Below are 23591 nucleotides of genomic sequence, written 5' to 3' on the forward strand. Positions count from 1 at the left end.
GAAAAACGGTTCTAAAAAAACAACCATACGGCCAAGTTAGCCGCCGATAAAAGAAAGATTGGGCGTAATGCCGCTATCACCCTGATGTAAAAAGTGTGTCTCACGTTTATGGCGCAATCCACCTTGAATGCGTAGTTTTAAATCATCAAGTGAAGCGTCATCAGACAGCAGATCACGCAATGGAATGCCTTGTTCTCCAAATAAACACAAGTGAAGGTTGCCAATGGCAGACACTCTGAGCCGATTGCAGCTTTGACAAAAATCTTTTTCATACGGCATGATAAGGCCGATTTCTCCCAAATAATCCGGGTGACAAAAAACCTGGGCCGGCCCGTCACTGCGTTCTCTCTGCAATTGTTGCCAGCCTTGTTGCAGTAGTTGGGTTCGGATAACTTCACCAGAAAGGTGATGGCGATGGAAAATATCACTCCCCTCTCCTGTTTCCATCAATTCGATGAACCGTAACTGAATAGGACGATTTTTTATCCAATCCAGAAAGGCAGGAAGATTGATATCGTTCACGTTCTTCATCAGCACTGCATTAACTTTCACAGTGTTGAACCCCGCGTCAAAAGCCGCATCAATGCCGCGCATGACCTGGAAAAATTTATCCTGCCCGGTAATGGCATGAAATTGGCGGGGATCAAGGCTGTCTACGCTGACATTGATTGCTGTCAGCCCGGCCTCTTTCCATTGACGTACATCACGTTCCATCCGGTAACCATTGGTTGTAACAGCAATTTTTTTGATTTGTGGATTTTCGTGAACAGCCGCAACAATATCGCTGAAATCACGGCGCATGGTCGGTTCACCACCTGTCAGGCGGATTTTTTCAGTACCAAGTTCAGCAAATGCCCGGCTGACACGTTGGATTTCCGGCAGAGAAAGAAATGACTTGTGGCCACCGGGCCGATACCCATCGGGTAAGCAATATGTGCAGCGGAAATTACACACATCGGTAACAGAGAGTCTTAAATAGTAAAATTTGCGCAAAAACGCATCTACGAGTTGTTCCACGATAACACCTTCCAAGTACGGGAGATGCAGGCATTTCTACCTTGCACCTTGGTGACTCAGGAGCCACGGCCAAAGCATCATATCAATGTGACATCCATTCGATAGAACAGCGACTTAGACACAGAGGCTAGGAGTTAATATCAATTAAACTTTTGTATGAATAATTACGTGAGTAACGGAGTGCTCGCCAAAGATTCTAACGCTTAAGGTGACAAAAAGCTAATGCCGATAACGATATATATCATAATATACAACGAGTTAAGTGAGTGCCATTCCATCAGGCTTATACAGGGTTTTTATGTTGTCATGCAAAAATTAAGAACAAAGTCCGCACAAAATCATAGCAACTTCTGAAGGCATTATATTTTATGATAAATTATATGAGATTTATTACAGCCCCTATATTTAGCCAGTAACAGGAATCCTATGCGAAATCGCACATTAGCTGATTTGGATCGCGTTGTCGCCCTCGGTGGCGGACATGGACTCGGACGTGTTATGTCCTCTCTTTCTTTTCTCGGTGCCCGTCTGACCGGCATTGTCACAACAACGGACAATGGCGGCTCAACCGGAAGGATACGACGCTCAGAAGGCGGGATAGCATGGGGAGATATGCGCAATTGCCTCAATCAATTAATCACGGAGCCAACTATCGCTTCTGCCATGTTTGAATATCGATTCAGCGGCAATGGCGAACTGGCAGGCCACAATTTGGGCAATTTGATGCTGAAATCGCTGGATCATTTAAGTGTTCGCCCTCTTGAAGCAATTAATCTGATCCGCAATTTGCTGAAAGTTAATGCACATTTGATCCCAATGTCAGAACAGTCGGTTGATTTAATGGCAATTGATGACCAAGGTAACACTGTTTATGGCGAAGTGAATATCGATCAACTCAATTCGGTGCCACAGGAGCTGTCACTTTATCCCCAGGTCAGTGCCACTAAAGAAGCGCTGGATGCCATTGAGCAGGCAGATTTGATTTTGATCGGCCCCGGCAGTTTTTTCACCAGCCTGATGCCTTTGTTGTTGTTGGAAGATTTAACGCAATCGTTGCGCCGCAGCAATGCAAATATGATTTATATCGGTAACTTGGGGAAAGAGTTGAGCCATGCAGCAGCCGAATTGTCATTGAAAGATAAAATAGACATCATGGAAAATAAAATTGACCGTAAAATGATCCATGCGCTTATTGTTGGCCCTTGCATTGACATCAGCCCATTTCATGACCGAATTGTAACCCAGCAAGTGTTGGAAGCGCAGGATATTCCCTATCGCCATGATCGTGAATTATTACGCCAAGCGATAGAAAGTACCCTGCAAAAATTGGGTTGATTGTTTCTTCACTCTGCTTAGTTACATTATTTAATCGATCTGTTCACACTTTTCGCGCGCAAAAAATGACGCGAAAACATTCACGCAAAAACTATGCAAAACTAAATTGTTAGAGAGAGTAATCAGTTACACTCTCTAACATCTGTTTAATTCAAGAATTGGCAATGAATTGCGTCCTCAATGCTTGTACCTGATCACGCACACTGGCCGCCTGTTCAAATTCAAGATCCCGTGCATGCTGATACATTTTGTCTTCCAGCTCACGTATTTTTCTTTCCAGCTCTTTTGTCGACAGATCGTGGTAATCATCCGTAACCAAGGCAACTTTACCTTTCCCTTTGTTTTTCCCTTTACCACCAGCTGGCTGGCCAATTTTCAGTATGTCGCCAATTTTTTTGTTCAACCCTTGCGGTACAATGCCGTTTTCTTCGTTGAATGCTTTCTGCTTGGCGCGACGACGTTCTGTTTCCCCAATGGCCTTTGCCATAGAGGCCGTTATCTTATCACCATACAAAATTGCCTTACCATGCAGGTTACGCGCTGCACGGCCAATGGTCTGGATCAAAGAACGTTCTGAGCGGAGGAAACCTTCTTTATCAGCATCCAAAATCGCTACAAGCGACACTTCCGGCATGTCCAAGCCTTCACGCAGCAAGTTGATACCGACCAAAACATCAAACTCACCCAAACGAAGATCACGGATAATTTCTACCCGCTCAACAGTATCAATATCCGAATGGAGATAGCGCACTCGCTCCCCATGCTCTTCTAAATATTCCGTCAAGTCTTCTGCCATTCGCTTGGTCAGGGTTGTGACCAATACTCGCTCATTTTTCTCTGCACGAATACGGATTTCGGATAATAAATCATCGACTTGAGTCGCGACAGGGCGAACTTCAACTTCCGGATCCACCAAGCCCGTTGGACGCACAACCTGTTCAACAACTTCATTGCCGGATTTTTCCATCTCGTAATGACCGGGAGTCGCTGAAACATAAATGGTTTGCGGCACCAGTGCTTCAAATTCTTCGAACCGCAATGGGCGATTGTCCAACGCTGATGGTAGCCGGAAACCATATTCCACCAACGTTTCCTTGCGGGAGCGATCGCCCCGGTACATGCCGCCAATCTGGGGAATAGTGACGTGGGATTCATCTACCACCAATAAACCATCTGCGGGTAGATAATCGAACAATGTTGGTGGTGGCTCTCCTGCCGCACGACCGGATAAGTAGCGGGAATAGTTTTCAATACCAGAGCAATAGCCCAATTCATTCATCATCTCGAGATCGAATTGGGTTCGTTGGGTGAGCCGTTGCTCTTCCAGCAATTTATCTGTGGACAACAACACCTTGCGCCGTTGCTCCAATTCCACTTTGATTTCTTCCATCGCCTGAATAATTCGTTCACGCGGTGTGACATAGTGAGTCTTGGGGTAAACCGTATAACGGGGGGTATTGTACTGCACCTGCCCCGTCAAAGGATCAAACAGGGAAAGGCGTTCCACTTCTTCATCAAACAGTTCAACGCGCAGGGCATGTTCATCCGATTCAGCCGGGTAAATATCAATGACCTCGCCGCGTACCCGGAATGTTCCGCGCTGGAACGCCTGATCATTGCGGGTATATTGCAATTCACTCAAGCGGCGCAGGATTGCACGCTGATCAATTAACATGCCCTCAGTTAAATGAAGCATCATCTTCAAATAACTATCAGGATCACCCAGACCATAAATTGCAGAAACAGAAGCCACCACAATCACATCGCGGCGTTCCAGCAGGGCTTTTGTTGCTGACAGCCGCATTTGCTCGATATGCTCGTTCACTGATGCGTCTTTTTCGATAAAAGTATCAGAGCTGGGTACATAGGCTTCGGGTTGGTAATAATCGTAATAGGAGACAAAATATTCCACCGCATTCTCAGGGAAGAACGATTTCATTTCGCTGTAAAGTTGTGCTGCCAATGTCTTGTTGGGAGCAAGAACCATCGTGGGGCGATTCAGGTTTGCGATAATATTGGCTATTGTAAATGTTTTACCTGAACCGGTTACGCCCAAAAGCGTCTGGTGTGCCAAGCCATCCTCCAGCCCTTCTTGCAATTGGCGGATAGCAGATGGCTGATCGCCTCCGGGTTTGAAATCAGAATGTAGCTTGAATACTTTATTCGATACCTTATTCGTTTCTTTGCTCATTTTCCCACCATTACTATTTTTACCCCACCAAACCTTTGTATGATACTGGATAAAAAACCAGCTTCAAGTCAGTTAGTAAAATATTATTGTTTTTTATTGTGTGGAAGTATGGTGCATAGAACAGGCGATGTCAGAACCATCTATTCTGTCAAAATGGAATGCGATTTATTCTCACAAACTTAATTTACCTTACAAACACGATCTGCCTCACAAAGTTAATATACCTTATAGTGATATTAACTTTAGGTTAACATTCACAGTGACTATTTTTATCCCCAGATAATAAGTTTGCTTTTTCTCATTTTTGTATTAGCTACTGAAATGATAAAGCACGGAATGACAAGCAGAATCAAAAAGGGATTGATTTTATATAACGAATTGATTTTAATCACAAAAAAATCCAAGGAGAGAATAACAGCAAATCTTGCGCAAGCCGCGTATTATCTTGCGTCGGGATAGTTTTCTAAAACTAATACACAAGGTTATCCACAGGAATAGTGGATAACTCAACAAACCCTATTGTGCATGGGAGCTTGCGGAGTTATTCCCACCTGTGAATTTTTTCAAAAAAGGAATATTTTTATCCTGTTTTGGAATAATTCCTCACTATTTATTGCTTAAAAATGGCTCAATATTTGTTGATATAAAATATTTTCCACATATGAAAAAGGTGTAAAATGCCACCTATGATATTCATTCTAGCTAACGCTAAGTAAACAATTAGTTAACCAATGAACTAATATGTAGATATTCACTTAAGTTATTTTTATCACAGCAATCCTCCAGATAGGGAATAATCCCCAGCAAGGGTGCGGATATCATGCGTTTCAACGTCTCCAGATACTCTGCTTGATATTTGCTAGCAGGTTCAATTTCATTGGCAACCCAGCCTGCCAGTTTCAATCCTGAGTGCTGAATCGCCTGTGCCGTTAGTACTGCATGATTGATACAACCAAGCTTAATGCCTACAGTTAAAATCACCGGTAAACGTTCCTCAATCACCCAATCAGCAAAAGTTTCGTTTTTCGACAAAGGGGTATACCAGCCCCCCGCTCCTTCAACTAAAACCCAATCAGCTTTTGCCGCCAATACTTCTAACCCCTGTGACAACGCTGAAAAACAGATAGGCTGGTTCAGCGCCGCACTCACGATATGGGGCGATGTTGGTTCAATAAATACCAACGGATTGACTTCTTGATAAGACAATGGCACTGAACTGTTTCTCTGCAAAGCCAACGCATCACCATTGCGTATGCCCTCAGGTGTTATTTCACTGCCCGATGCCACAGGCTTGTAACCCGCAGTTTGATAACCTTTTTTATTGGCAGCTTGCAGTAAGGCACAACTGACAACGGTCTTACCTACTTCAGTATCGGTTCCGGTCAGAAAATATTTACTTGTCACAATAAATAACTCCAAAAACAATTTGATAACTTAACGGGTAATTTCCATCATGGCGGGGATATGCATCAGCGAGGGCGTGTAAACGCTTTCTGGTCATTAACCCCCGCTGACGGCCATGATGAAGGTGTGTTGCCCCAATGCCTTTCAGAGAATTTAATAAAGGCAGGAGTTGCGGGTAACGCTGGCAATACTGTCGCTCCATGACTTTATGCCGGTAAGGCTGGCACGCATGTGCAATAGCCTGCAATGGCAAGAATTGGTTGATATGTTGATAGTCATCGACCCGCTGCCATGCTGTTTCCAGTTCACACAGTGAACCCTGTGCAAGGGTAGAAAAAACAATCAAGCCGCCCGGCCGGGTTACGCGATAAAATTCCTGCAATGCGCATGGCAGATCATTGCACCATTGCACCGCCAAGTTGCTGAAACAAATATCAACACTGTTATCAGCTAACCCCAAATGTTCTATATCACCTTGCAAATAGTAGTCAGCCGCATGTTGCGCCTGTGCATGGCTCAACATACCGGAAGCCAGATCTAACGCGATAACCTGTTTGCCTTGTTGCTTCCAGCGGGCACTGAAAAATCCCGTTCCACAACCTGCATCCAGAACCCGTACACCGCAACTTTCCATTTGAACCAGTTCCATCAAGTATTCACCGGTTTGTTGCTGTAATTTAGCCACCAAATCATACTTAGAAGCCGCCTTCCCAAAGGCACCTGCTATTGCCTGTTTATCGACAGATTTAATACCCAGGTTCATTCAGAGCCTCCAGTAATGCGTCAATGTCTTGTTGTGTATGATTTGCTGTCAGAGTAATGCGCAAACGGGCGCTTCCGGCAGGAACTGTGGGTGGCAATATTCCCTTGACCCACACATTTTTCTGCCTAAGCCGTTCAGATAGTGCTATGCAGTGTTCATTATCCCCAATAACCAGCGGTTGAATGGCTGTCCTTGAGTCCATCAGGCTAAAAGGCAAGTGCTGTGCTTCATGGCGAAAGTAATGAATATTATTTTGCAAAGTCTGTCGCAGCTCCTCACCAGCCCTGATTTGCCGAACTGCTTCGGTCAGTGCCACAGCCTGCGCAGGAGGCATTGACGTGCTGTAAATCAGGTGCCGGGCATACTGGAGCATGTAGTCGGCAGTTTGACCGTCGCAAAGAACAGCCGCACCACTCAGCCCGAACGCTTTGCCAAAGGTCACAATCAGGATTTCTGGTTTAATATTTTGCTCCCAGCAACTGCCCCGGCCTTCTTCACCGTGAATGCCGATACCGTGGGCATCATCTACCATCAACCAACTTTCAGTGGATTTTGTTTGCTGTGCAAGTAACCCCAGAGGTGCAAAGTCTCCATCCATGCTAAAGACTCCCTCCGTGACCACCAGCGTTTTACCTGCGCATTCTTTTGTCAGATGCTGTTGCAGGGAATCGATATCATTGTGCAAAAAACGCCGGAATTGTGCAGGGGAATGCATGGCAGCTTCCATCAATGAAGCATGGCTGAGGCGATCAGCAATAATGCGATCTTCTTTTTCCATTAAGGCGGCAATCACGCCTTGATTGGCTGCATAGCCAGAAATAAACAACAAGGCGTGGGAATAGCCTAACCACTCAGCCAATTGTTGTTCCAATGCATGGTGTGCTGCCGTGTAACCCGTAACATGCCCTGAGCTTCCACTCCCCACACCATACTGCTCAGCGCCTCGTTGCCATGCGGCAACAATCTGGGGATGTCGGCTTAATCCGAGGTAATCATTACTGGAAAAATTCAGGTATTGGCCATTTGAGGTGAATAAAAAACGCCCATCAGCACCTTGATGAGCTTGTCTATTACGCCATAGCGGGGTTCCCCGACGTTCGGCCAAACGTCGGGAGAGAAAATCTGACCAGCTCATTATATTGCCGCATTGTAGAATTGTTCGTCATCAGCATTATTAATGATGGCTTCGGTTAAATTCTGCTGTTGCTGATTATCCCCAAATGCAGTTTTTGTCTGCTGAGGGTTAATTCCCAAGCGACGGAACAGTTGCAGATCTTTATCTTCATCAGGGTTTGGTGTGGTCAGTAATTTACAACCGTAGAAGATAGAGTTGGCACCTGCCATAAAACACATGGCCTGTGTCTGTTCATTCATTTGCTCACGCCCTGCGGATAAGCGGACATGCGATGCCGGCATCATGATCCTTGCCACTGCAATGGTACGAATAAAATCGAAAGGATCGACATCTTCATTCTCTGCCAATGGCGTTCCCTTGACTTTCACCAGCATATTGATTGGCACACTTTCCGGCGGTTTAGGTAAGTTAGCCAATTGAACCAATAATGCCGCACGGTCACGGATTTGCTCCCCCAAACCAACAATGCCCCCAGAGCAAACTTTAATACCAGCACCCCGGACATTATCCAAGGTATTCAACCTATCCTGATAACTGCGGGTGGTAATGATATTGCCGTAAAATTCTGGTGAGGTGTCTAAGTTATGGTTGTAATAGTCCAGACCAGCCTCAGCCAAGCGTTCTGCTTGAGAAGGATTCAACATCCCCAGTGTCATGCAGGTTTCCATTCCCAGCGCTTTCACTTCCTTGACCATTTTTTCCAGATACGGCATATCGCGTTCATGCGGGTTTTTCCACGCGGCTCCCATGCAGAAACGGGTTGAGCCGGCTTTTTTAGCCTTGTGCGCTGACTCGATGACCTTTTCCACTTCCATCAACCGCTCTTTTTCTAAGCCAGTTTTATAGCGGGAACTTTGCGGACAATATTTACAGTCTTCCGGGCAGGCACCGGTTTTAATCGAAAGCAACGTGCTGACTTGTACTTGCTGTGGATCAAAATGCTCGCGGTGTACTTGCTGGGCCTGGAATAACAATTCAAAAAAAGGTTTATCAAACAGCTCCTGAGCCTGCTTAATAGTCCATTGATGACGCTCGCTCACAATAACATCTCCGACGTTAAAAAATGTTGTCAGTTTAAATAACGCCGTTATCATGTCAACTAAAATGAAACAGAAAAGGTTTACAAGTAATTTATCATGACTCCTTCAGATATTGAGTTTGACCTGCGCCATATTTGGCATCCGTATACATCAATGAGTCACCCGCTTCCCACCTATCCTGTTGTATCAGCCTCAGGTGTCGAACTGGTTTTATCCGATGGCCGCAAGCTGGTTGATGGTATGTCTTCATGGTGGGCAGCCATCCACGGCTATAATCATCCAAAGCTCAATGACGCGGCAAAATCACAAATCGATAAAATGTCTCATGTCATGTTTGGCGGCATTACTCACCCTCCTGCGGTAGAACTCTGCCGGCAATTAGTTGCAATGACACCTGATTCGCTGGAGTGTGTTTTTTTGGCAGATTCGGGCTCTGTTGCCGTAGAAGTCGCCCTGAAAATGGCATTGCAATATTGGCAAGCCAGAGGAGAAAAACGCCAACGCTTTCTGACATTACGGCATGGTTATCATGGCGATACTTTTGGCGCCATGTCTGTCTGTGATCCGGACAATTCCATGCATAGCCTGTACAACGGCTATCTGCCCAATCACCTCTTTGCCGATGCCCCAACGTGTCAATTTGATGATGAGTGGCAGCCTGAAGATATCGGCTCTTTTAAGCAGCTATTGCTGCAATATCATGATGAAATCGCCGCTGTTGTTCTGGAACCGATTGTTCAGGGCGCGGGTGGCATGCGGATTTATCACCCAGAATATCTGCGACAAGTTCGCCAGCTCTGTGATGAGCACCAAATTTTGCTGATTGCTGATGAAATAGCCACTGGGTTTGGGAGAACAGGTAAGTTATTTGCCTGTGAACACGCCCAGATCGAGCCGGATATTCTATGTTTAGGCAAAGCATTGACCGGAGGCTATATGACGTTATCAGCAACATTGACCACTCGCCATGTTGCAGAAACGATCAGTCAAGGTGAAGCAGGTTGCTTCATGCATGGCCCGACATTTATGGGGAATCCGCTGGCGTGTGCTGTTGCCAGTGCCAGCCTGAAATTGCTCACTGAAAGTGCGTGGCAGCAACGCATTCAAGCAATAGAGACACAATTAAAAGCGGAGTTACTCCCGTTAAAAACACATAATGCAGTTCAAGATGTTCGGGTTTTGGGTGCAATAGGTGTTGTTGAAATGAAACAACCCGTCGATGTCGCATCACTGCAACGTCATTTCGTTCAACAAGGTGTTTGGATCAGGCCGTTCGGCCGATTAATTTATTTGATGCCGCCTTATGTTATTCAATCAGAACAGTTATCTAAATTAACAACCGCTATTGTTAGTGCAATAAACGAATAAATACCAATCAGTAGAATACGCAATAGATTTCAATATGCATTATGTTCTCCCCCGCAACGCGGGGGAGTAATAATCTGCTTCCTGCAACTTCAAGTTAATTTTGTATATACTCATTCAATGCAATTCTGCTTAAAATTTGGAAAAATTAATTTCATATTTATGGAAAGCTGTTAACCACTCTTCAAAAGGAAATGGTATCCTGGCTGCGTACCATATTTCTCTTAGCTTCTCACTAGAAGCCGTCATATCTATGCGGTGAAAGAAAAGTCTTAGTAGTATCGAAGCTATAGTTACATTAATTTCAGGTGATGGTGCGTTAAACCTTCCCATGAAAGGTTCCATTACTGTTTCATAAGCGAATGGAGTGACTTTAATTTCTTTCCCCAAAAGACCTAGATTGCCTAAATAATTATTATTTGGATATGAATTATCGAACATAAAAAATTGCTTTCCATTGTACGGTTCAGATTTTATAAATCCTCTTTTATATAAACCAAGTATCAAATCACTATTAACATATGAATTAACCACATGAAAACCAAACGTTGCTTTTTTCCGTGGAGAGAAATTTATATAAGGTTCAGTTTTTCCTGGTGGAACAAGTTCATAGTCGCTTATATCCTCATTAGGTATTTCAAGCATAAGCAATTCTTTACGTAACGAAAATGGACTTTGTCGACTTGGTAGCCTTTTTCGATAAAATTCACTTTTTCCCGGTATATCATCTGCTGGATTTGACATGATATATCCTCCCAGTATTTTTAGCGGAATCAGTTTTTTTTAATTAACTCGCTCTATCCGCAAATGGCCCTTTTAAACCAATCAAATTGCCAAAGGGATCTTTAACTTGGCACATACCAGTACAAAACCGTTCCCTGCGAACCAAAACTGACTTTTTCATCTGCCTGTACAATATTTAATTAAAAACCACCAATCTCCAAAACAGTATAATCAAATTCTGCCAAATAAACAGAACGCGCAGATGGAAAAGCATATTTATACCATTCCAATCCAGCCTTGATATCAGGAACAGGAATAAGCAAAGTGCTTGCTTTCATTTTGATATTCTCTGGAATATAAATGCAAAGAAATTTTAAGCCGCGCCAATTGCAGCGCGGCTCGGAATTACAACGCCAGAATCGTAACCCACATCGGTGCTTTGCCAACCGGGTAACGCGCCAGTTGGGTCAGTTTTCCTGAATATTTATCAATGCGGGATACTGAAATATGGTCTGATTTCTGCCCTGATGCAATCAAGAAACTGCCGCTATGATCAATGGCAAAACCACGGGGTTGATTTGCTGTTCCATAATGTCCAGCCAGTGTCAGATGATAACCTTCTTCTGATACAAGGAAATGGCTAATCAGGCTTTCAGAACGTTCACTAGTATAAAGATGTCGGCCATCCGGTGTAATGTGAATATCTGCCGACCAACGAACACTGGAAAAATCCATCGGCAGCGAATCAATGGATTGTACAATGCGATATTTTTCCCACTTGCGCAAAACATCAACCGTTGCATCTAACTCGTTAATGCAATAAATCGCCTGTTTTTTCGGATGGAATGCCATATGGCGAGGACCAGCCCCGGCTGCTACCTTTATTTCATCAGCCCGGTTTTCTGTTAAATAACCTTGCTCATCTAAATTGAAAATACGGATGTGATCTTCTTTCAAGCATGGAACCAATAATTGACGATTTTCTCTATCAATATTGGCAGAATGCGGAGCTTGCAAACCTTCAATGATCTGAATCGGTGCTTGGGCAATACCATTTTCATCAATGGGATGAACACTTAAGTTATTAAAACTATATGAAGCAGAAAATAAAAAGCGCCCTACTCTGTCGGTTGATATATGGGTTGGGCTTCCCGGCAATGGAGCAATGGATTGTTGTTCAAGATGACCATGTTCCCCAATCGCATAGGTTACGATACTGAATTGAGGGCGGATTCCTACATATAAATGCTTACCATCAGGGTTAACCACCATAGGTTGTACTTCACCCGGCACCTTCACAGTCTGGAGAAGCGAAAGTTCCCCCGCTTCATTAAGTGCCCACACATGAATCTGACGACTATTTGGGCTGGCTGTATAGACCACCTGTTTCATATTCTCTCCTCAAATGCTTCTTTGCCATTTCATTAATCTGCAATGACCCGTAAAAAAATTACATCTGTTAAATTGACTGCATAAAGGTTTAACTATCTTTGGCCAACATATAATATTTACTTACACCATAGAAAACATAGAGGTTAACTCATGTCATACCGCGTTATCGCGCTGGATCTCGATGGTACATTGCTCGATCCACAAAAACGTATTCTGCCAGAATCATTAGTTGCCTTGAATGAAGCCCGTCAATCTGGCATTCAAATTTTGATTGTGACTGGTCGCCATCATGTTGCTATCCTCCCTTTCTATCAAGCGTTACAACTCGATACTCCTGCCATCTGTTGCAATGGAACTTATGCATATGATTTCAGTGCCAACAAAGTACTGACAGCTGATCCTCTTTCCATTCAAGAAACCATTCAGGCGCTTTCTTATCTGCAAGGAACGGATATTGAGCATTTGATGTATGTTGATAACGCCATTTTATATGAATTTCAGCATACTGTTGCGAGAACTCTCGCATGGTCAGACTCTCTGCCTGAACATCAACGTCCTACCCTTCAACAAGCTGCTGATTTCCGCGATGCAGTTCACAATGTAAATTCCATCTGGAAGTTGGCTGCCAGCTCGTCTAATTTAGTTCAACTACGCGAAATTAGTGAAAAAATTGAGGAAAATATTGGGCTTGAATGTGAGTGGTCATGGTTTAATCAAGTCGATATTGCCAAAAAAGGTAACAGCAAAGGCATGCGCTTGCAGCAATGGGTTGAATCGCAAGGCATGAACATGAAAGATGTGATTGCTTTCGGCGACAATTATAACGATCTCAGTATGCTGGAAACTGTTGGGATGGGAGTTGCTATGGGAAATGCGGTTGATGCTGTTAAAGAACGGGCAGATATAGTCACTTTGGACAATACTCAACCCGGCATCGCTGAAATGATAAGAAAACACGTTCTTTGAAAATTCGCGCCATTTCTTTATCACCTTGGTGGTCTCAAGGGGTTGTTACACCAAAAGATATGCACCAAGGGAAAACGGTATCAAAGGAAAATTGTATCAGGGGAGCGGGCATTTGCCTCATTTGCTCAAATGCATTAGTTCAAACTTGCGCTCCCTGAAACCATTTCCACTCGCTCATTTTTATGCGTGATTTTTATCCGTCATAAGTGGCGGTTCAACGATACTCCCTTTATCTGCGCATACAGCCATTGCCCTTCACGCAGGTTCAATTCCTCCCGCGCCCAAGAAGTTACTCTCGCCCATAGGCAGTGCTCACGCAGTGCCAATTTAACATCAACTTGACCTTCATCTTCAAAAAATTCAAGCACCTTAACTTGCAAGGTGTTGCGGACACTGCTGACTCTTGGCGGCTCCAGAACCAGAGAAACATCTGATGCATCAATGCGGATACGCAAATCAGTTCCAGGAACAACGTCAAGTGCCGGCAACCAAAGCGCTTTGTCAGACACAGCCACTGCGGTCATGTGATAACGTTCATGATGTTCCATAACAGAAACTTTCAATATGCTGCAAAGACTCTCTTTTTGCAGCCACGGGCGCAATACACTGCTCGACCAGACATCTTCCAATGTCCCTGTCGCCCTGACTTTTCCTTTATCCATGACAATAACGTTGTCTGCCAGACGCAAAATTTCGTCCAAACTGTGACTGACATACAAGATTGGAATTTTGACATCTTCAGACAATTTTTCGAGATACGGCAATAACTCACGCTTACGCGGCAGATCCAAAGACGCAAGAGGTTCATCCATCAGCAAAATCTCAGGAGCGGTCAATAATGCGCGACCAATAGCAACTCGTTGCTTCTCCCCACCGGATAGTGTGATAGGAAAACGTGACAGTAAATGTTCTATTCCCAATAAACCGACGATGTTATCAAACTGCGTTTTCATCTCGGGTGCCATGCCGTATTGCAAATTACCCTTCACGCTATAATGCGGAAAAAGGCGGGCATCCTGAAAAACATAACCAATCCGACGTTTTTCCGCAGGTAAAAAAAGGTTTTGCTCTACATCCACCAAGGTGCGCCCATTTAAAACAATCCGGCCTTTCTGCGGACGAGTCAATCCTGCAATGACATTGATTAATGAGGTTTTTCCTGCGCCGGAAAGCCCAAATATGGCGGTGATGCTTTCTGTCGGCAAAGTAGTATCAACCTGCATATGCAGTTCGCCCAAGTGCTGCTCAATATTCAGTTCTAACATGCTGCCCCCAGACGTTTTCTGCCCCAGCGTGTCAGCCATTCTGAAAGCATTAATGAAATCAGCGCGAGCGCAATCGCAATGACGCACAAACGCACCGCAGCGGTTTCAGCCCCCGGCATTTCTATTAATGTATACATCGCTAGGGGAATGGTACGCGTTTCTCCCGGTATATTCGAAACAAAGGTGATTGTGGCTCCAAACTCCCCCAGTGAACGGGCGAATGCAAGCACTGCACCGACAATGATCCCCGGCAATGACAGTGGCAAAGTGATAGTTAAAAAGACTTTGAGGGAACCGGCACCCAATGTATGTGCCGCCTGTTCCAAACGCCTGTCTATACCCTCCAGCGATAACCGGATGGCCCTGACCATGAGAGGAAAAGCAACCACAGCTGAGGCCAGCGCGGCACCTGTCCAATTAAATGCGAAACTAACCCCAAACCAGTCATAAAGGAATTCGCCAATTACACCACGGCGCCCCATGCTGATGAGCAGTAAATATCCCACCACCACCGGCGGCAATACCAGTGGTAAGTGGATAATGCTGTCTAGCAAAGACTTGCCAAAAAATTGACAACGCGCCAACATCCATGCCATTAAGATCCCGAATGGCAGACTGAACAGCACAGCAATACCTGAGATTTTTAAGCTCAGTAAAATAGCCTGCCATTCGTATTCACTTAACATCTCCAAAAGATCTGTTCCTACAATGGGGTAAAGCCGTAACGTTTAAAAATTGCTGCGGCTTCAGGGGTTTTAAGGTAATCATAAAAACTGCGAACATCCTGTTTTTCATGACCTTTGACTATTGCAACCGGATATTCCACCGGTTTATGACTCTCTGGTGGGAAAACCCCCACAACTTTTACTTTATTGCTGGCAACGGCATCAGAACCATAAACAATGCCCAGTGGAGCCTCCGCCCGTTCTACCAACGCCATTCCAACACGCACATTGTTGGTACGTGCCATCAATGGATTGACCGTATCCCATGCATTCAGGTATTGCAGTGATTCTTTGGCATAGATGCCAACCGGAACATGGTCAGGATCACCCACCGCCAATCGGCCATCCGCCAACAAAGATTTCCAGTCTGTCTCCCGGTTAAGTTCAACTTTGTTCAATTTGCTCTCTTTGGGGGCGATCAGAACCAGTTCATTACCCAATAAAGTATGACGGCTATCCTTAACAATTAATTGCTTATCAGCTAAATAGTTCATCCATTGCTGATCAGCAGAGATAAAAATATCTGCCGGTGCTCCCTGTTCTATCTGACGAGCCAGTGTCGAAGATGAGGCATAAGAAGTAACAATATTTCCCTGCTTCTCTTTTTTATATTGTGCAGCAATATCATCAAGAGCATTAGTTAATGAGGCAGCAGCAAAAACTGTTACTTTATCCGCAGCCCAACTGTTTCCAGCCAGCACAACAGAAATCACAGCACTGATTAATAACTGATGAACTGTCTTTTTCATTTTGTATTTCACCTAAGATAATCAATATGGTGCGTTGTATATAACAAGGTACAACGTAAAATGAAAATGCTATTCAAAGATTAATCGGCAAGTTGTGAGCCAGTTTTAGCTTTTATGTGAACTACAGTGTAAGGATTACATCCGGAGAGAAAGCAAAGGAGGTAATTACCCGGCACGCCGGGCAATAAAAAATAACGGGGATCAAGACTGCCGCTCGGCATTCTCTGTTTTGGAGATCAAGTTAAACAACCCTCCAAGCGCATATATCAATGCTAAAATAGCGGCCATTACTACGGGAACCATGATCAGCGCAAATCCCATACTTGTAATCAATTCTAACATGCCAACCTCATATCCTGAGCGGGTAATAAAATAACTATACTGCGTGGTGCCAGACATAGCCCAAGCACTCACTTCGTTATTCTAGACAATAAAAAAGTAACAGTAACCGACGAAACGTGCGATTCTTACTACTACCCTGTGAAAACTCTCAAATATTTGCCTGAAATCGAACACTATGCAAGCTGAAATATTGTTAACGCTAAAATTGCAACAACGTCTGTTCGCAGATCCCAGACGAATCGAATTACTCAAACAAATCAAAATTACCGGCTCCATCAGTCAAGGCGCGAAGCAAGCAGGGATCAGCTATAAAAGTGCCTGGGATGCCATCAATGAAATGAATCAGCTCGCAGATGAAATATTGGTGGAACGAGCAACTGGGGGAAAAGGCGGCGGCGGGGCCCAAATTACTTCCTATGGAGAACGGTTGTTGCAACTGTATGACTTACTGGGAAAAATTCAGCAAAAAGCGTTTGATGCCTTAAACGATGATTCGCTGCCCTTGGACAGCCTGCTGGCAGCCATTTCTCGTTTTTCGTTACAGACCAGTGCCCGCAACCAGTTTTTCGGCACTATCATTGAACGTGATTATCAAGATATACAACAGCATGTTCGTGTCCTGCTTGCTGATGGCACAACGTCAATCCGTGCTGCGTTGACGGAACAAAGTGCTGACAGGCTGGGTTTGGTTAACGGAAAAGAAGTTCTTGTGTTGATTAAAGCTCCGTGGATAACGTTGACTAAAGAGCATGTATCCTCATCTTCATTCGATAACGCGCTTTCAGGCCAAATCAATCATCTTGATACAGGAGCCGAACACAGCGAAGTTATCCTAGCACTTAATGGTGGTGAATCTCTTTGTGTTACGCTTTCTAATCAGGAAGTGGAATGTTTAAAACTCCAACCCAATGACGCTGTTACCGCGTGTTTTCAAGCAGATAAAGTTATCATTGCCACTTTATGCTAGGTATTGAGTGTTGAATACCTGCTTCCGGCAGGTTTCAAAAATTATTAATCCTTAACAAATAACAGACAACTACACATTGACATTGTGCATTATTCCGCTTATTTCTGATGATTATTTAGTTCATGTTGCTTAAATAAGGAAGAAGAATGTCTGAGTTGCAAATAACACAAGGTAGTTTCCGTTTAAGTGACACCCGTACCCTGCGGCTACCGTCACTGAAAATTATTTCCGGAGAAAGTTGGGCTTTTGTTGGTGCAAATGGCAGTGGGAAATCATCTCTGGCTCGTGCCCTTTCAAATGATTTAATTCAATTGGCAGGTGAGCGTCATTGTTCATTTCATACACCTGTTCTTCTCTCTTTTGAGCAATTACAAAAATTGATCGATGAAGAGTGGCAGCGTAATAATACAGATTTACTGAGCGAGGGTGAGGAAGATACTGGGCGCACTGCGGCCGATATTATTCAGCTCTACCATCAAGATAATGAGCTGTGCCTTGAGTTAAGTGGATATTTTGGCATCAAGGATTTACTTTCAAGGCGGTTCAAATACCTTTCAACAGGAGAAACACGCAAAGTGCTGCTCTGTCAGGCACTGATGATAAATCCTGACTTGCTGATCCTTGATGAACCTTTTGATGGACTGGATGCCTACGCACAAAAACAACTTGCCCAGTTACTGGGTTCGTTGGCAATAAAAGGCATTACGCTCGTTCTGATCTTAACCCGTTTCAATGAAATCCCCGATTTTGTTGAGAAAATCGGCGTATTGGCAGATTGTCACCTGACTTTGGCCGGAGAAAAAGACAGCATTCTGGCAGAATCTATCGTAGCCCAACTGGCACACAGTGAAAAATTGCGCAACATTCATCTTCCCGAAGTAGACGAATCTCAGGCAGATAAACAACTTCCCGCCGAACAGCCATTGGTATCAATGCGCAACGTCACTGTTCAATATAATGAAAAACCTATCCTGCATAATCTGAGCTGGCAGGTAAATCCTCATGAAAATTGGCAAATCATCGGTGAAAATGGAGCGGGTAAATCAACACTTCTCAGTCTTATTACCGGAGATCATCCTCAAGGTTACAGCAACCATTTAATTTTGTTTGGCAGGCAACGGGGCAGCGGTGAAACGATTTGGGAGATCAAGCGCCACATTGGTTATGTCAGTAATAGCATTCATCTTGAATATCGTGTCAGTACCAATGTCCGCAATGTCATTCTTTCCGGTTTCTTCGATTCAATAGGGCTATATCAAGCCGTATCCGATCGGCAACTACAATTAGCCAATGAGTGGCTAAGTTTATTGGGATTATCAGAAGCAACTGCCACCAGCCCATTCCACAGCCTATCGTGGGGTCAGCAGAGACTGGTTTTGATCGCCCGTGCGTTAGTCAAACACCCGGCGTTGTTAATTCTGGATGAGCCATTGCAGGGGTTGGATCCTCTCAATCGGCAATTGGTCCTGCGTTTCATTGATATTATGATTTCCAGCGGTGAGACACAGCTTTTGTTTGTTTCCCACCATCAGGAAGATGCGCCGGAATGCATTACTCATCGTCTCAGGTTTGTTCCTGATGGTGATGTTTATCGGTATGAAACTGAAACTGTGTCACCAAAAACGCCCTGATTTATTTTGCCCTGATTCTTTCCTTGCCTGGCTCCTTTTACAAGTAAAGGAGCCTACTCCACGATATTGCTATTTCTAATCATCGGATGGCAATCCAAACACTACTTTTTTTGATATTTTTATAATTCTTTTTGAATTTCTTATCTGTTAATATACAATTCTCGCCTTTTTCAGACTATTTCATTGATTTTTTCAAAGATAACAGGGAATTATATGGCTTGGGCACTACTTGCCGTTTCATTGGCATTTTTGGGTAAACGCCAGAAAATTGCTTTTTTCATTGCATTCTTAGCTGTCATTGTTGGGTACAGCGCTCACATACTTACCTATCCCGCTGTAATCACGTTAGTTGCGATTATTGTTTTAGGTGCAGTGCACGTTTACTATAAAAAACACAATATTATCAAAAACATCACAGAGCTATTATTGCTTATCTTTGGCGTTTTGCTATTTATACATTACCTGCCAGGCTTCCATAACCTCAAATACTTGGACAAAGTACAAACAGGAGCCCTCAGCGCACCTTTTTCAATGTATTTCAACTTTGACAAAGCATTGTTACCTTTCATTTTATTGATTTGCATGCCAACTTTGTTCACGCGAAAACCTGTGATCAATGCACCTCCCCACGGATGGGCATTATTGATTGCGGCCGTTCCTGCGTTACTGGGGCTTGCAACCGCATTGGGCGGTTTAGCCGTTGAGCTCCATTTGCCCAGTTGGTTCCCTGCTTTTGTCGTTGCTAATATTTTCTTCGTCTCTTTGGCAGAAGAAGCACTATTCCGGGGTTATATTCAGCAAAAGCTGAGCCAATGGATGAACCCTTATTTTGCCCTGATTATCACTTCTCTGATCTTTGGTGCGGCTCACTTTGCTGGCGGTGGTCTGTTGATGATTTTCGCAACATTGGCAGGATTGATTTATGGTATCACTTGGATGTGGAGCGGTCGTTTGTGGGTTGCGGTTGCTTTTCATTTTGCGCTCAATGTGATGCATCTACTGTTTTTTACCTATCCGGTCAAATCAGCAATTCTTTAAGCTGAATCTCATTTGATGATCTGAACTGCCGTCTTTTGCCTTTGGGACACGGTTCAGATCAAACATCGCTATCCCTTTCCATGCAAATAGCTACACTCCGTAATTGTCACCAAATATGATTTAAAACAGGAGATACGAGACTATTGTTTGCCGTTTCGGCCTATCGCGCCATATAATGCCCGCAGCGATCATTTCATTTCGTATTAAAGTACTAATAGGAGTTTAAGCTATGGCTGTAACTAAACTGGTTCTTGTAAGGCACGGTGAGAGCGAGTGGAACAAAGAGAACCGTTTTACTGGCTGGACTGACGTTGAACTGTCTGACAAAGGCCGTTCTGAAGCACAACAAGCAGGCCAATTGTTAAAGCAAGAAGGTTTCGTCTTTGATTTTGCCTACACTTCCGTTTTAAAACGTGCCATTCACACTTTGTGGAACATTCTGGACCAAGTCGATCAGCAATGGCTGCCAGTTGAAAAAAGCTGGAAATTGAATGAGCGCCACTATGGTGCATTGCAAGGTTTAGATAAAGCAGAAACTGCCGCTAAGTATGGTGATGACCAAGTTAAGCTGTGGCGCCGCGGTTTTGCTATCACCCCTCCTGATTTAACCAAAGATGATGAGCGTTACCCAGGCCATGATCCTCGCTATGCAACCCTGAAACCAGAAGAACTTCCGGTGACAGAAAGCCTTGCTACCACTATCGAACGTGTTATCCCTTATTGGGAAGAAGTTATCAAACCACGTGTGGAAAAAGGTGAAAAAGTCATTATCGCGGCTCACGGTAACTCTCTGCGCGCACTGGTGAAATATCTGGATAACATGAGCGAAGAAGAAATTCTTGAGCTGAATATCCCAACTGCGGTACCACTGGTTTATGAGTTTGATGAAAACATGAAACCTATCAAACACTATTATCTGGGCAATGCTGAAGAAATTGCAGCAAAAGCAGCCGCAGTGGCAAACCAAGGTAAAGCGAAATAATCCGCAAGGATTAAATCACAAAACAATGCTAAGAAGCCGGAAATTATTCCGGCTTCTTTATGGTACTTTCGCAATGAATTAGCTTCTGCGTTTTTTGACTGCCTGAGATAGCTGACGGAGCAACAGTTCTGTATCTTCCCAACCAATGCAGGCATCTGTCACACTTTGGCCATAAACTAAGGGCTTACCACTCTCCAGATTCTGATTTCCTTCAACCAAGTGGCTTTCTACCATCACCCCCATGATTGCCGCCTCACCGCCAGAAATTTGCTCACAGACATCGGCTCCCACGTCCAATTGTTTTTTAAATTGTTTCAAGCTGTTTGCATGGCTGAAGTCAATCATTACGCGGAACGGCAGATTTGCTTTCAACAAACCCTCTTTAACTTCACTGACGTGTTTGGCACTGTAATTAGGTTCTTTGCCGCCCCGTAAAATAATATGACAATCTTGATTGCCCGTTGTATTGACAATCGCAGAGTGTCCCCATTTTGTCACAGACAGAAAACAGTGCGATGAACTGGCTGAATTGATGGCATCGATAGCAACTTTAATGGTTCCATCCGTGCCATTTTTGAATCCTACCGGGCAGGAAAGCCCGGACGCCAATTCACGATGAACCTGAGATTCTGTAGTACGAGCTCCGATTGCTCCCCAGCTCATGAGATCAGCCAAATACTGCGGAGTGATCATATCCAGAAATTCACCGGCTGTAGGTAACCCGGAACTGTTAATATCAAGCAGTAATTTACGGGCAGTGCGTAAGCCTTCGTTGATATTAAAGCTGCAATCCATGTTGGGATCGTTAATTAACCCCTTCCAACCGATTGTTGTGCGAGGTTTTTCAAAATAAACCCGCATGATGATTTCTAAGTCAGCTTTCAATTCATCACGTAATTTATTCAAGCGCTCGGCATATTCCAATGCAGCTTTAGTGTCATGAATTGAGCATGGCCCAATCACTACCAATAGACGATCATCTTCACCAATTAAAATATTATGAACAGATTCACGAGCCTTACGAACAGTCGTAGCACTATCTTCTGTCGCAGGAAATTTTTCAAGTAATGCAACTGGTGGTAATAATTCTGTTATTTTTCTTATTCTTATATCGTCATTCTGGTAGTTCATTGTCCTTTCACCTACATGTGTTTACAGTTATTTAAGATAATTTTGTGATCTCAATCTAACTGCTAGACGTTGTGCTGTAAATAATCTTTGTGAGTAAAATGATGAGGCTTTTTTTATCAAAAAAAGTCATTAAACGTAAAAGTAGTGTTAATTCAAACAAATGGACTTATCCGAAGGGAATATGTGAGGAGAAGTGAGATAAGTGGTCATAGTTAAAGTAATTATCTATGACCACTTGGTGATGTTAACTTACATCCTCATTTTCTTTTAACTGCTGTTCGTTGTTGTGCTCAGCGGCCTTGATCCACAAACGAAAACCATTCAATGCAATGCCGGTCAGAATAATATATTGCAACGACATCGCCAAAACACCTTGAAGGTAAAAAAGCACGACACTGACAACATTGATAATTAACCATATAAACCAATTTTCTACATGTTTACGGGTCATTAATATCATTGCGACTATCGATAGTACCATCAGGACGGAATCCCAGAATGGGAAAGCATCTGGCTTTAATTCAGGCATGGTGATATTGAATCCCACACCTTGCAAAGTAAACACCACAATTTCTGCCATATAGCCAAATATTTGGTCAATGTTGAACGTCATGATTAATATGCTCAGAATGGATATAGCCGCAACAATGAGCATCTGTTTGGGTCTAAGCCAGCGAATTTTGAGTTTTATTTGTTTTTGTTCGTCCACTCGGCTCCATGCATACCAGCCATAGACATTAGCGGCAAAGAAAAAGATTTGTAGGATAAGACTGGCGTAAAGTTGAATTTGAAAGAAGATCACGGCAAATAATGTGACATTAATTAATCCAAAAAGGTAATTAATGGTCTTTTCTTGGCTGGCGAGCCAAATACATAATAAACCTGCTATCGTCCCAATCGCTTCAATATATGAAAGATCGTAACCATCAGTCCCTAATGGGATATGCACCAATATGTTTTTAATGTTGAAAAAATCCATGCTTTCTTATCCTTACCATGAGTGATGTTTAGTATACCAACACAATAAATGTAGAATCGCGTGATTAATTAGTCATTTTATTTGATACCGTTTAACATGCTAAACAAGATAACGGATTTACTGGTAAATATCAATGATGCTTAATTTTTAAAATGCCTCCGGATTATGCATTGGATCGTTATTAATTAAGATCACTGCGGATAATTATTTTATTAATAATTCTGAGAGAGTTTGAAGCATCAATTGGTTTGATATGACAGAACATACTTTCAGACTATAAAAATAGCATTACATCTAATTGTTACTCGCAAGAGAATAATTAGATTTCGTATCTTCAATCGGTTTTGACAAGGATGATTCGGCCTTTGGCCTCACCCTTCGGGCCGATGCTGACGCATCGTTGTCTCGCTGCGCTCGGCTCGAACCTACGCTCCATTGATGAAAAGTCAAC

Annotated in this window: 22 protein-coding genes, 1 other RNA gene and 1 riboswitch; of the genes, 7 read left to right on the plus strand and 16 right to left on the minus strand. The window is 43.6% G+C overall.

What is annotated here, in order from left to right:
* Nucleotides 1–36: 36 nt before the first annotated feature.
* Nucleotides 37–1020 carry a GTP 3',8-cyclase MoaA gene (moaA, locus tag FE392_RS13345; RefSeq protein WP_319930733.1) on the minus strand — a complete coding sequence of 328 codons (984 nt, stop codon included), beginning with the start codon at nt 1018–1020 and terminating at the stop codon, nt 37–39.
* Nucleotides 1007–1163, minus strand: a riboswitch (molybdenum cofactor riboswitch). (Overlaps the previous gene by 14 nt.)
* A gap of 280 nt (nt 1164–1443) precedes the next feature.
* On the opposite strand from moaA, the gene yvcK reads away from it, so the two are divergent.
* Entirely contained in the window at nt 1444–2352 is a 909-nt protein-coding gene (gene yvcK, locus FE392_RS13350; RefSeq protein ID WP_319930711.1) for a uridine diphosphate-N-acetylglucosamine-binding protein YvcK, read from the plus strand.
* 151 nt (nt 2353–2503) lie between these two features.
* On the opposite strand, the gene uvrB is transcribed toward yvcK, so the two are convergent.
* The 5 genes from uvrB to bioB form a co-directional block, all read right to left on the minus strand.
* A complete protein-coding gene (gene uvrB, locus FE392_RS13355; protein ID WP_319930712.1) occupies nt 2504–4543 on the minus strand; it encodes an excinuclease ABC subunit UvrB in 2040 nt (679 codons plus the stop codon).
* A 720-nt stretch (nt 4544–5263) separates the two neighbouring features.
* Nucleotides 5264–5947: a dethiobiotin synthase gene (gene bioD, locus FE392_RS13360; protein ID WP_319930713.1), complete on the minus strand. Its 684-nt coding sequence runs from the start codon at nt 5945–5947 to the stop codon at nt 5264–5266.
* Nucleotides 5937–6710 carry a malonyl-ACP O-methyltransferase BioC gene (bioC, locus tag FE392_RS13365; RefSeq protein ID WP_319930714.1) on the minus strand — a complete coding sequence of 258 codons (774 nt, stop codon included), beginning with the start codon at nt 6708–6710 and terminating at the stop codon, nt 5937–5939. The genes bioD and bioC overlap by 11 nt, the downstream gene beginning before the upstream one ends.
* A complete protein-coding gene (gene bioF, locus FE392_RS13370) occupies nt 6694–7845 on the minus strand; it encodes an 8-amino-7-oxononanoate synthase (RefSeq protein WP_319930715.1) in 1152 nt (383 codons plus the stop codon). The genes bioC and bioF overlap by 17 nt, the downstream gene beginning before the upstream one ends.
* Nucleotides 7845–8885 carry a biotin synthase BioB gene (bioB, locus tag FE392_RS13375; protein ID WP_319930716.1) on the minus strand — a complete coding sequence of 347 codons (1041 nt, stop codon included), beginning with the start codon at nt 8883–8885 and terminating at the stop codon, nt 7845–7847. Before bioB ends, bioF begins: the two co-directional genes overlap by 1 nt.
* A 96-nt stretch (nt 8886–8981) precedes the next feature.
* On the opposite strand from bioB, the gene bioA reads away from it, so the two are divergent.
* Nucleotides 8982–10253 (plus strand): adenosylmethionine--8-amino-7-oxononanoate transaminase, encoded by a 1272-nt coding sequence (bioA, locus tag FE392_RS13380; protein ID WP_319930717.1) that lies wholly within the window; start codon nt 8982–8984, stop codon nt 10251–10253.
* A gap of 129 nt (nt 10254–10382) precedes the next feature.
* On the opposite strand, the gene FE392_RS13385 is transcribed toward bioA, so the two are convergent.
* From FE392_RS13385 to pgl, 3 genes are all read right to left on the minus strand, one after another.
* Complete coding sequence (locus tag FE392_RS13385; protein ID WP_319930718.1) at nt 10383–10994, minus strand: hypothetical protein; 612 nt, start codon at nt 10992–10994, stop codon at nt 10383–10385.
* Nucleotides 10995–11173: 179 nt separating this feature from the next.
* Nucleotides 11174–11311, minus strand: coding sequence for a hypothetical protein (locus FE392_RS13390; RefSeq protein ID WP_319930719.1), 138 nt, complete (start codon nt 11309–11311; stop codon nt 11174–11176).
* Nucleotides 11312–11378: 67 nt separating this feature from the next.
* Nucleotides 11379–12365: a 6-phosphogluconolactonase gene (pgl, locus tag FE392_RS13395; RefSeq protein ID WP_319930720.1), complete on the minus strand. Its 987-nt coding sequence runs from the start codon at nt 12363–12365 to the stop codon at nt 11379–11381.
* A 150-nt stretch (nt 12366–12515) separates the two neighbouring features.
* Here pgl and FE392_RS13400 point away from each other — a divergent pair, with 150 nt between their 5' ends.
* Nucleotides 12516–13331, plus strand: coding sequence for a pyridoxal phosphatase (locus FE392_RS13400; protein ID WP_319930721.1), 816 nt, complete (start codon nt 12516–12518; stop codon nt 13329–13331).
* Between the two features lie 200 nt (nt 13332–13531).
* Here the strand turns inward: FE392_RS13400 and modC are convergent, their stop codons facing one another.
* The 4 genes from modC to FE392_RS13420 all read right to left on the minus strand — a co-directional run bounded on the left by modC (nt 13532) and on the right by FE392_RS13420 (nt 16469).
* Complete coding sequence (modC, locus tag FE392_RS13405; RefSeq protein ID WP_319930722.1) at nt 13532–14596, minus strand: molybdenum ABC transporter ATP-binding protein ModC; 1065 nt, start codon at nt 14594–14596, stop codon at nt 13532–13534.
* Nucleotides 14590–15282, minus strand: coding sequence for a molybdate ABC transporter permease subunit (gene modB, locus FE392_RS13410; RefSeq protein ID WP_319930723.1), 693 nt, complete (start codon nt 15280–15282; stop codon nt 14590–14592). The genes modC and modB overlap by 7 nt, the downstream gene beginning before the upstream one ends.
* Nucleotides 15283–15299: 17 nt before the next feature.
* Entirely contained in the window at nt 15300–16070 is a 771-nt protein-coding gene (gene modA / locus FE392_RS13415) for a molybdate ABC transporter substrate-binding protein (RefSeq protein ID WP_319930724.1), read from the minus strand.
* A 201-nt stretch (nt 16071–16271) separates the two neighbouring features.
* Nucleotides 16272–16469: an AcrZ family multidrug efflux pump-associated protein gene (locus FE392_RS13420; protein WP_439153486.1), complete on the minus strand. Its 198-nt coding sequence runs from the start codon at nt 16467–16469 to the stop codon at nt 16272–16274.
* Nucleotides 16470–16587: 118 nt separating this feature from the next.
* Here FE392_RS13420 and modE point away from each other — a divergent pair, with 118 nt between their 5' ends.
* The 4 genes from modE to gpmA all read left to right on the plus strand — a co-directional run bounded on the left by modE (nt 16588) and on the right by gpmA (nt 21030).
* Nucleotides 16588–17379, plus strand: a complete 792-nt coding sequence (gene modE / locus FE392_RS13425; protein WP_319930725.1) for a molybdenum-dependent transcriptional regulator — start codon at nt 16588–16590, stop codon at nt 17377–17379.
* A gap of 146 nt (nt 17380–17525) precedes the next feature.
* Nucleotides 17526–19010: a molybdate ABC transporter ATP-binding protein ModF gene (gene modF / locus FE392_RS13430; protein ID WP_319930726.1), complete on the plus strand. Its 1485-nt coding sequence runs from the start codon at nt 17526–17528 to the stop codon at nt 19008–19010.
* A 213-nt stretch (nt 19011–19223) separates the two neighbouring features.
* On the plus strand, nt 19224–20048 hold the full coding sequence (locus tag FE392_RS13435; RefSeq protein ID WP_319930727.1) for a CPBP family intramembrane glutamic endopeptidase: 825 nt from the start codon (nt 19224–19226) through the stop codon (nt 20046–20048).
* Nucleotides 20049–20277: 229 nt separating this feature from the next.
* A complete protein-coding gene (gene gpmA / locus FE392_RS13440; protein ID WP_319930728.1) occupies nt 20278–21030 on the plus strand; it encodes a 2,3-diphosphoglycerate-dependent phosphoglycerate mutase in 753 nt (250 codons plus the stop codon).
* A 78-nt stretch (nt 21031–21108) separates the two neighbouring features.
* Here the strand turns inward: gpmA and aroG are convergent, their stop codons facing one another.
* From aroG to FE392_RS13455, 3 genes are all read right to left on the minus strand, one after another.
* Nucleotides 21109–22161, minus strand: coding sequence for a 3-deoxy-7-phosphoheptulonate synthase AroG (gene aroG / locus FE392_RS13445; RefSeq protein WP_319930729.1), 1053 nt, complete (start codon nt 22159–22161; stop codon nt 21109–21111).
* Nucleotides 22162–22405: 244 nt separating this feature from the next.
* Nucleotides 22406–23140, minus strand: a complete 735-nt coding sequence (gene pnuC / locus FE392_RS13450) for a nicotinamide riboside transporter PnuC (RefSeq protein ID WP_319930730.1) — start codon at nt 23138–23140, stop codon at nt 22406–22408.
* Between the two features lie 337 nt (nt 23141–23477).
* Nucleotides 23478–23591: non-coding RNA, RtT sRNA (locus tag FE392_RS13455), on the minus strand; the annotation flags it as partial.

Origin of the sequence: Xenorhabdus santafensis, assembly GCF_033949405.1 — a bacterium.
In the GTDB taxonomy this organism is placed as follows: Bacteria; Pseudomonadota; Gammaproteobacteria; order Enterobacterales; family Enterobacteriaceae; genus Xenorhabdus; species Xenorhabdus santafensis.

Coding starts and splice junctions, on each gene's coding strand:
- pnuC (WP_319930730.1), bottom strand. CDS start 23,140: ATGGATTTTTTCAACATTAAAAACATATTGGTGCATATCCCATTAGGG.
- modF (WP_319930726.1), top strand. CDS start 17,526: ATGTCTGAGTTGCAAATAACACAAGGTAGTTTCCGTTTAAGTGACACC.
- gpmA (WP_319930728.1), top strand. CDS start 20,278: ATGGCTGTAACTAAACTGGTTCTTGTAAGGCACGGTGAGAGCGAGTGG.
- modC (WP_319930722.1), bottom strand. CDS start 14,596: ATGTTAGAACTGAATATTGAGCAGCACTTGGGCGAACTGCATATGCAG.
- uvrB (WP_319930712.1), bottom strand. CDS start 4,543: ATGAGCAAAGAAACGAATAAGGTATCGAATAAAGTATTCAAGCTACAT.
- yvcK (WP_319930711.1), top strand. CDS start 1,444: ATGCGAAATCGCACATTAGCTGATTTGGATCGCGTTGTCGCCCTCGGT.
- FE392_RS13390 (WP_319930719.1), bottom strand. CDS start 11,311: ATGAAAGCAAGCACTTTGCTTATTCCTGTTCCTGATATCAAGGCTGGA.
- modB (WP_319930723.1), bottom strand. CDS start 15,282: ATGTTAAGTGAATACGAATGGCAGGCTATTTTACTGAGCTTAAAAATC.
- FE392_RS13385 (WP_319930718.1), bottom strand. CDS start 10,994: ATGTCAAATCCAGCAGATGATATACCGGGAAAAAGTGAATTTTATCGA.
- aroG (WP_319930729.1), bottom strand. CDS start 22,161: ATGAACTACCAGAATGACGATATAAGAATAAGAAAAATAACAGAATTA.
- FE392_RS13435 (WP_319930727.1), top strand. CDS start 19,224: ATGGCTTGGGCACTACTTGCCGTTTCATTGGCATTTTTGGGTAAACGC.
- bioC (WP_319930714.1), bottom strand. CDS start 6,710: ATGAACCTGGGTATTAAATCTGTCGATAAACAGGCAATAGCAGGTGCC.
- bioA (WP_319930717.1), top strand. CDS start 8,982: ATGACTCCTTCAGATATTGAGTTTGACCTGCGCCATATTTGGCATCCG.
- modA (WP_319930724.1), bottom strand. CDS start 16,070: ATGAAAAAGACAGTTCATCAGTTATTAATCAGTGCTGTGATTTCTGTT.
- FE392_RS13420 (WP_439153486.1), bottom strand. CDS start 16,469: ATGTCTGGCACCACGCAGTATAGTTATTTTATTACCCGCTCAGGATAT.
- modE (WP_319930725.1), top strand. CDS start 16,588: ATGCAAGCTGAAATATTGTTAACGCTAAAATTGCAACAACGTCTGTTC.
- bioF (WP_319930715.1), bottom strand. CDS start 7,845: ATGAGCTGGTCAGATTTTCTCTCCCGACGTTTGGCCGAACGTCGGGGA.
- pgl (WP_319930720.1), bottom strand. CDS start 12,365: ATGAAACAGGTGGTCTATACAGCCAGCCCAAATAGTCGTCAGATTCAT.
- FE392_RS13400 (WP_319930721.1), top strand. CDS start 12,516: ATGTCATACCGCGTTATCGCGCTGGATCTCGATGGTACATTGCTCGAT.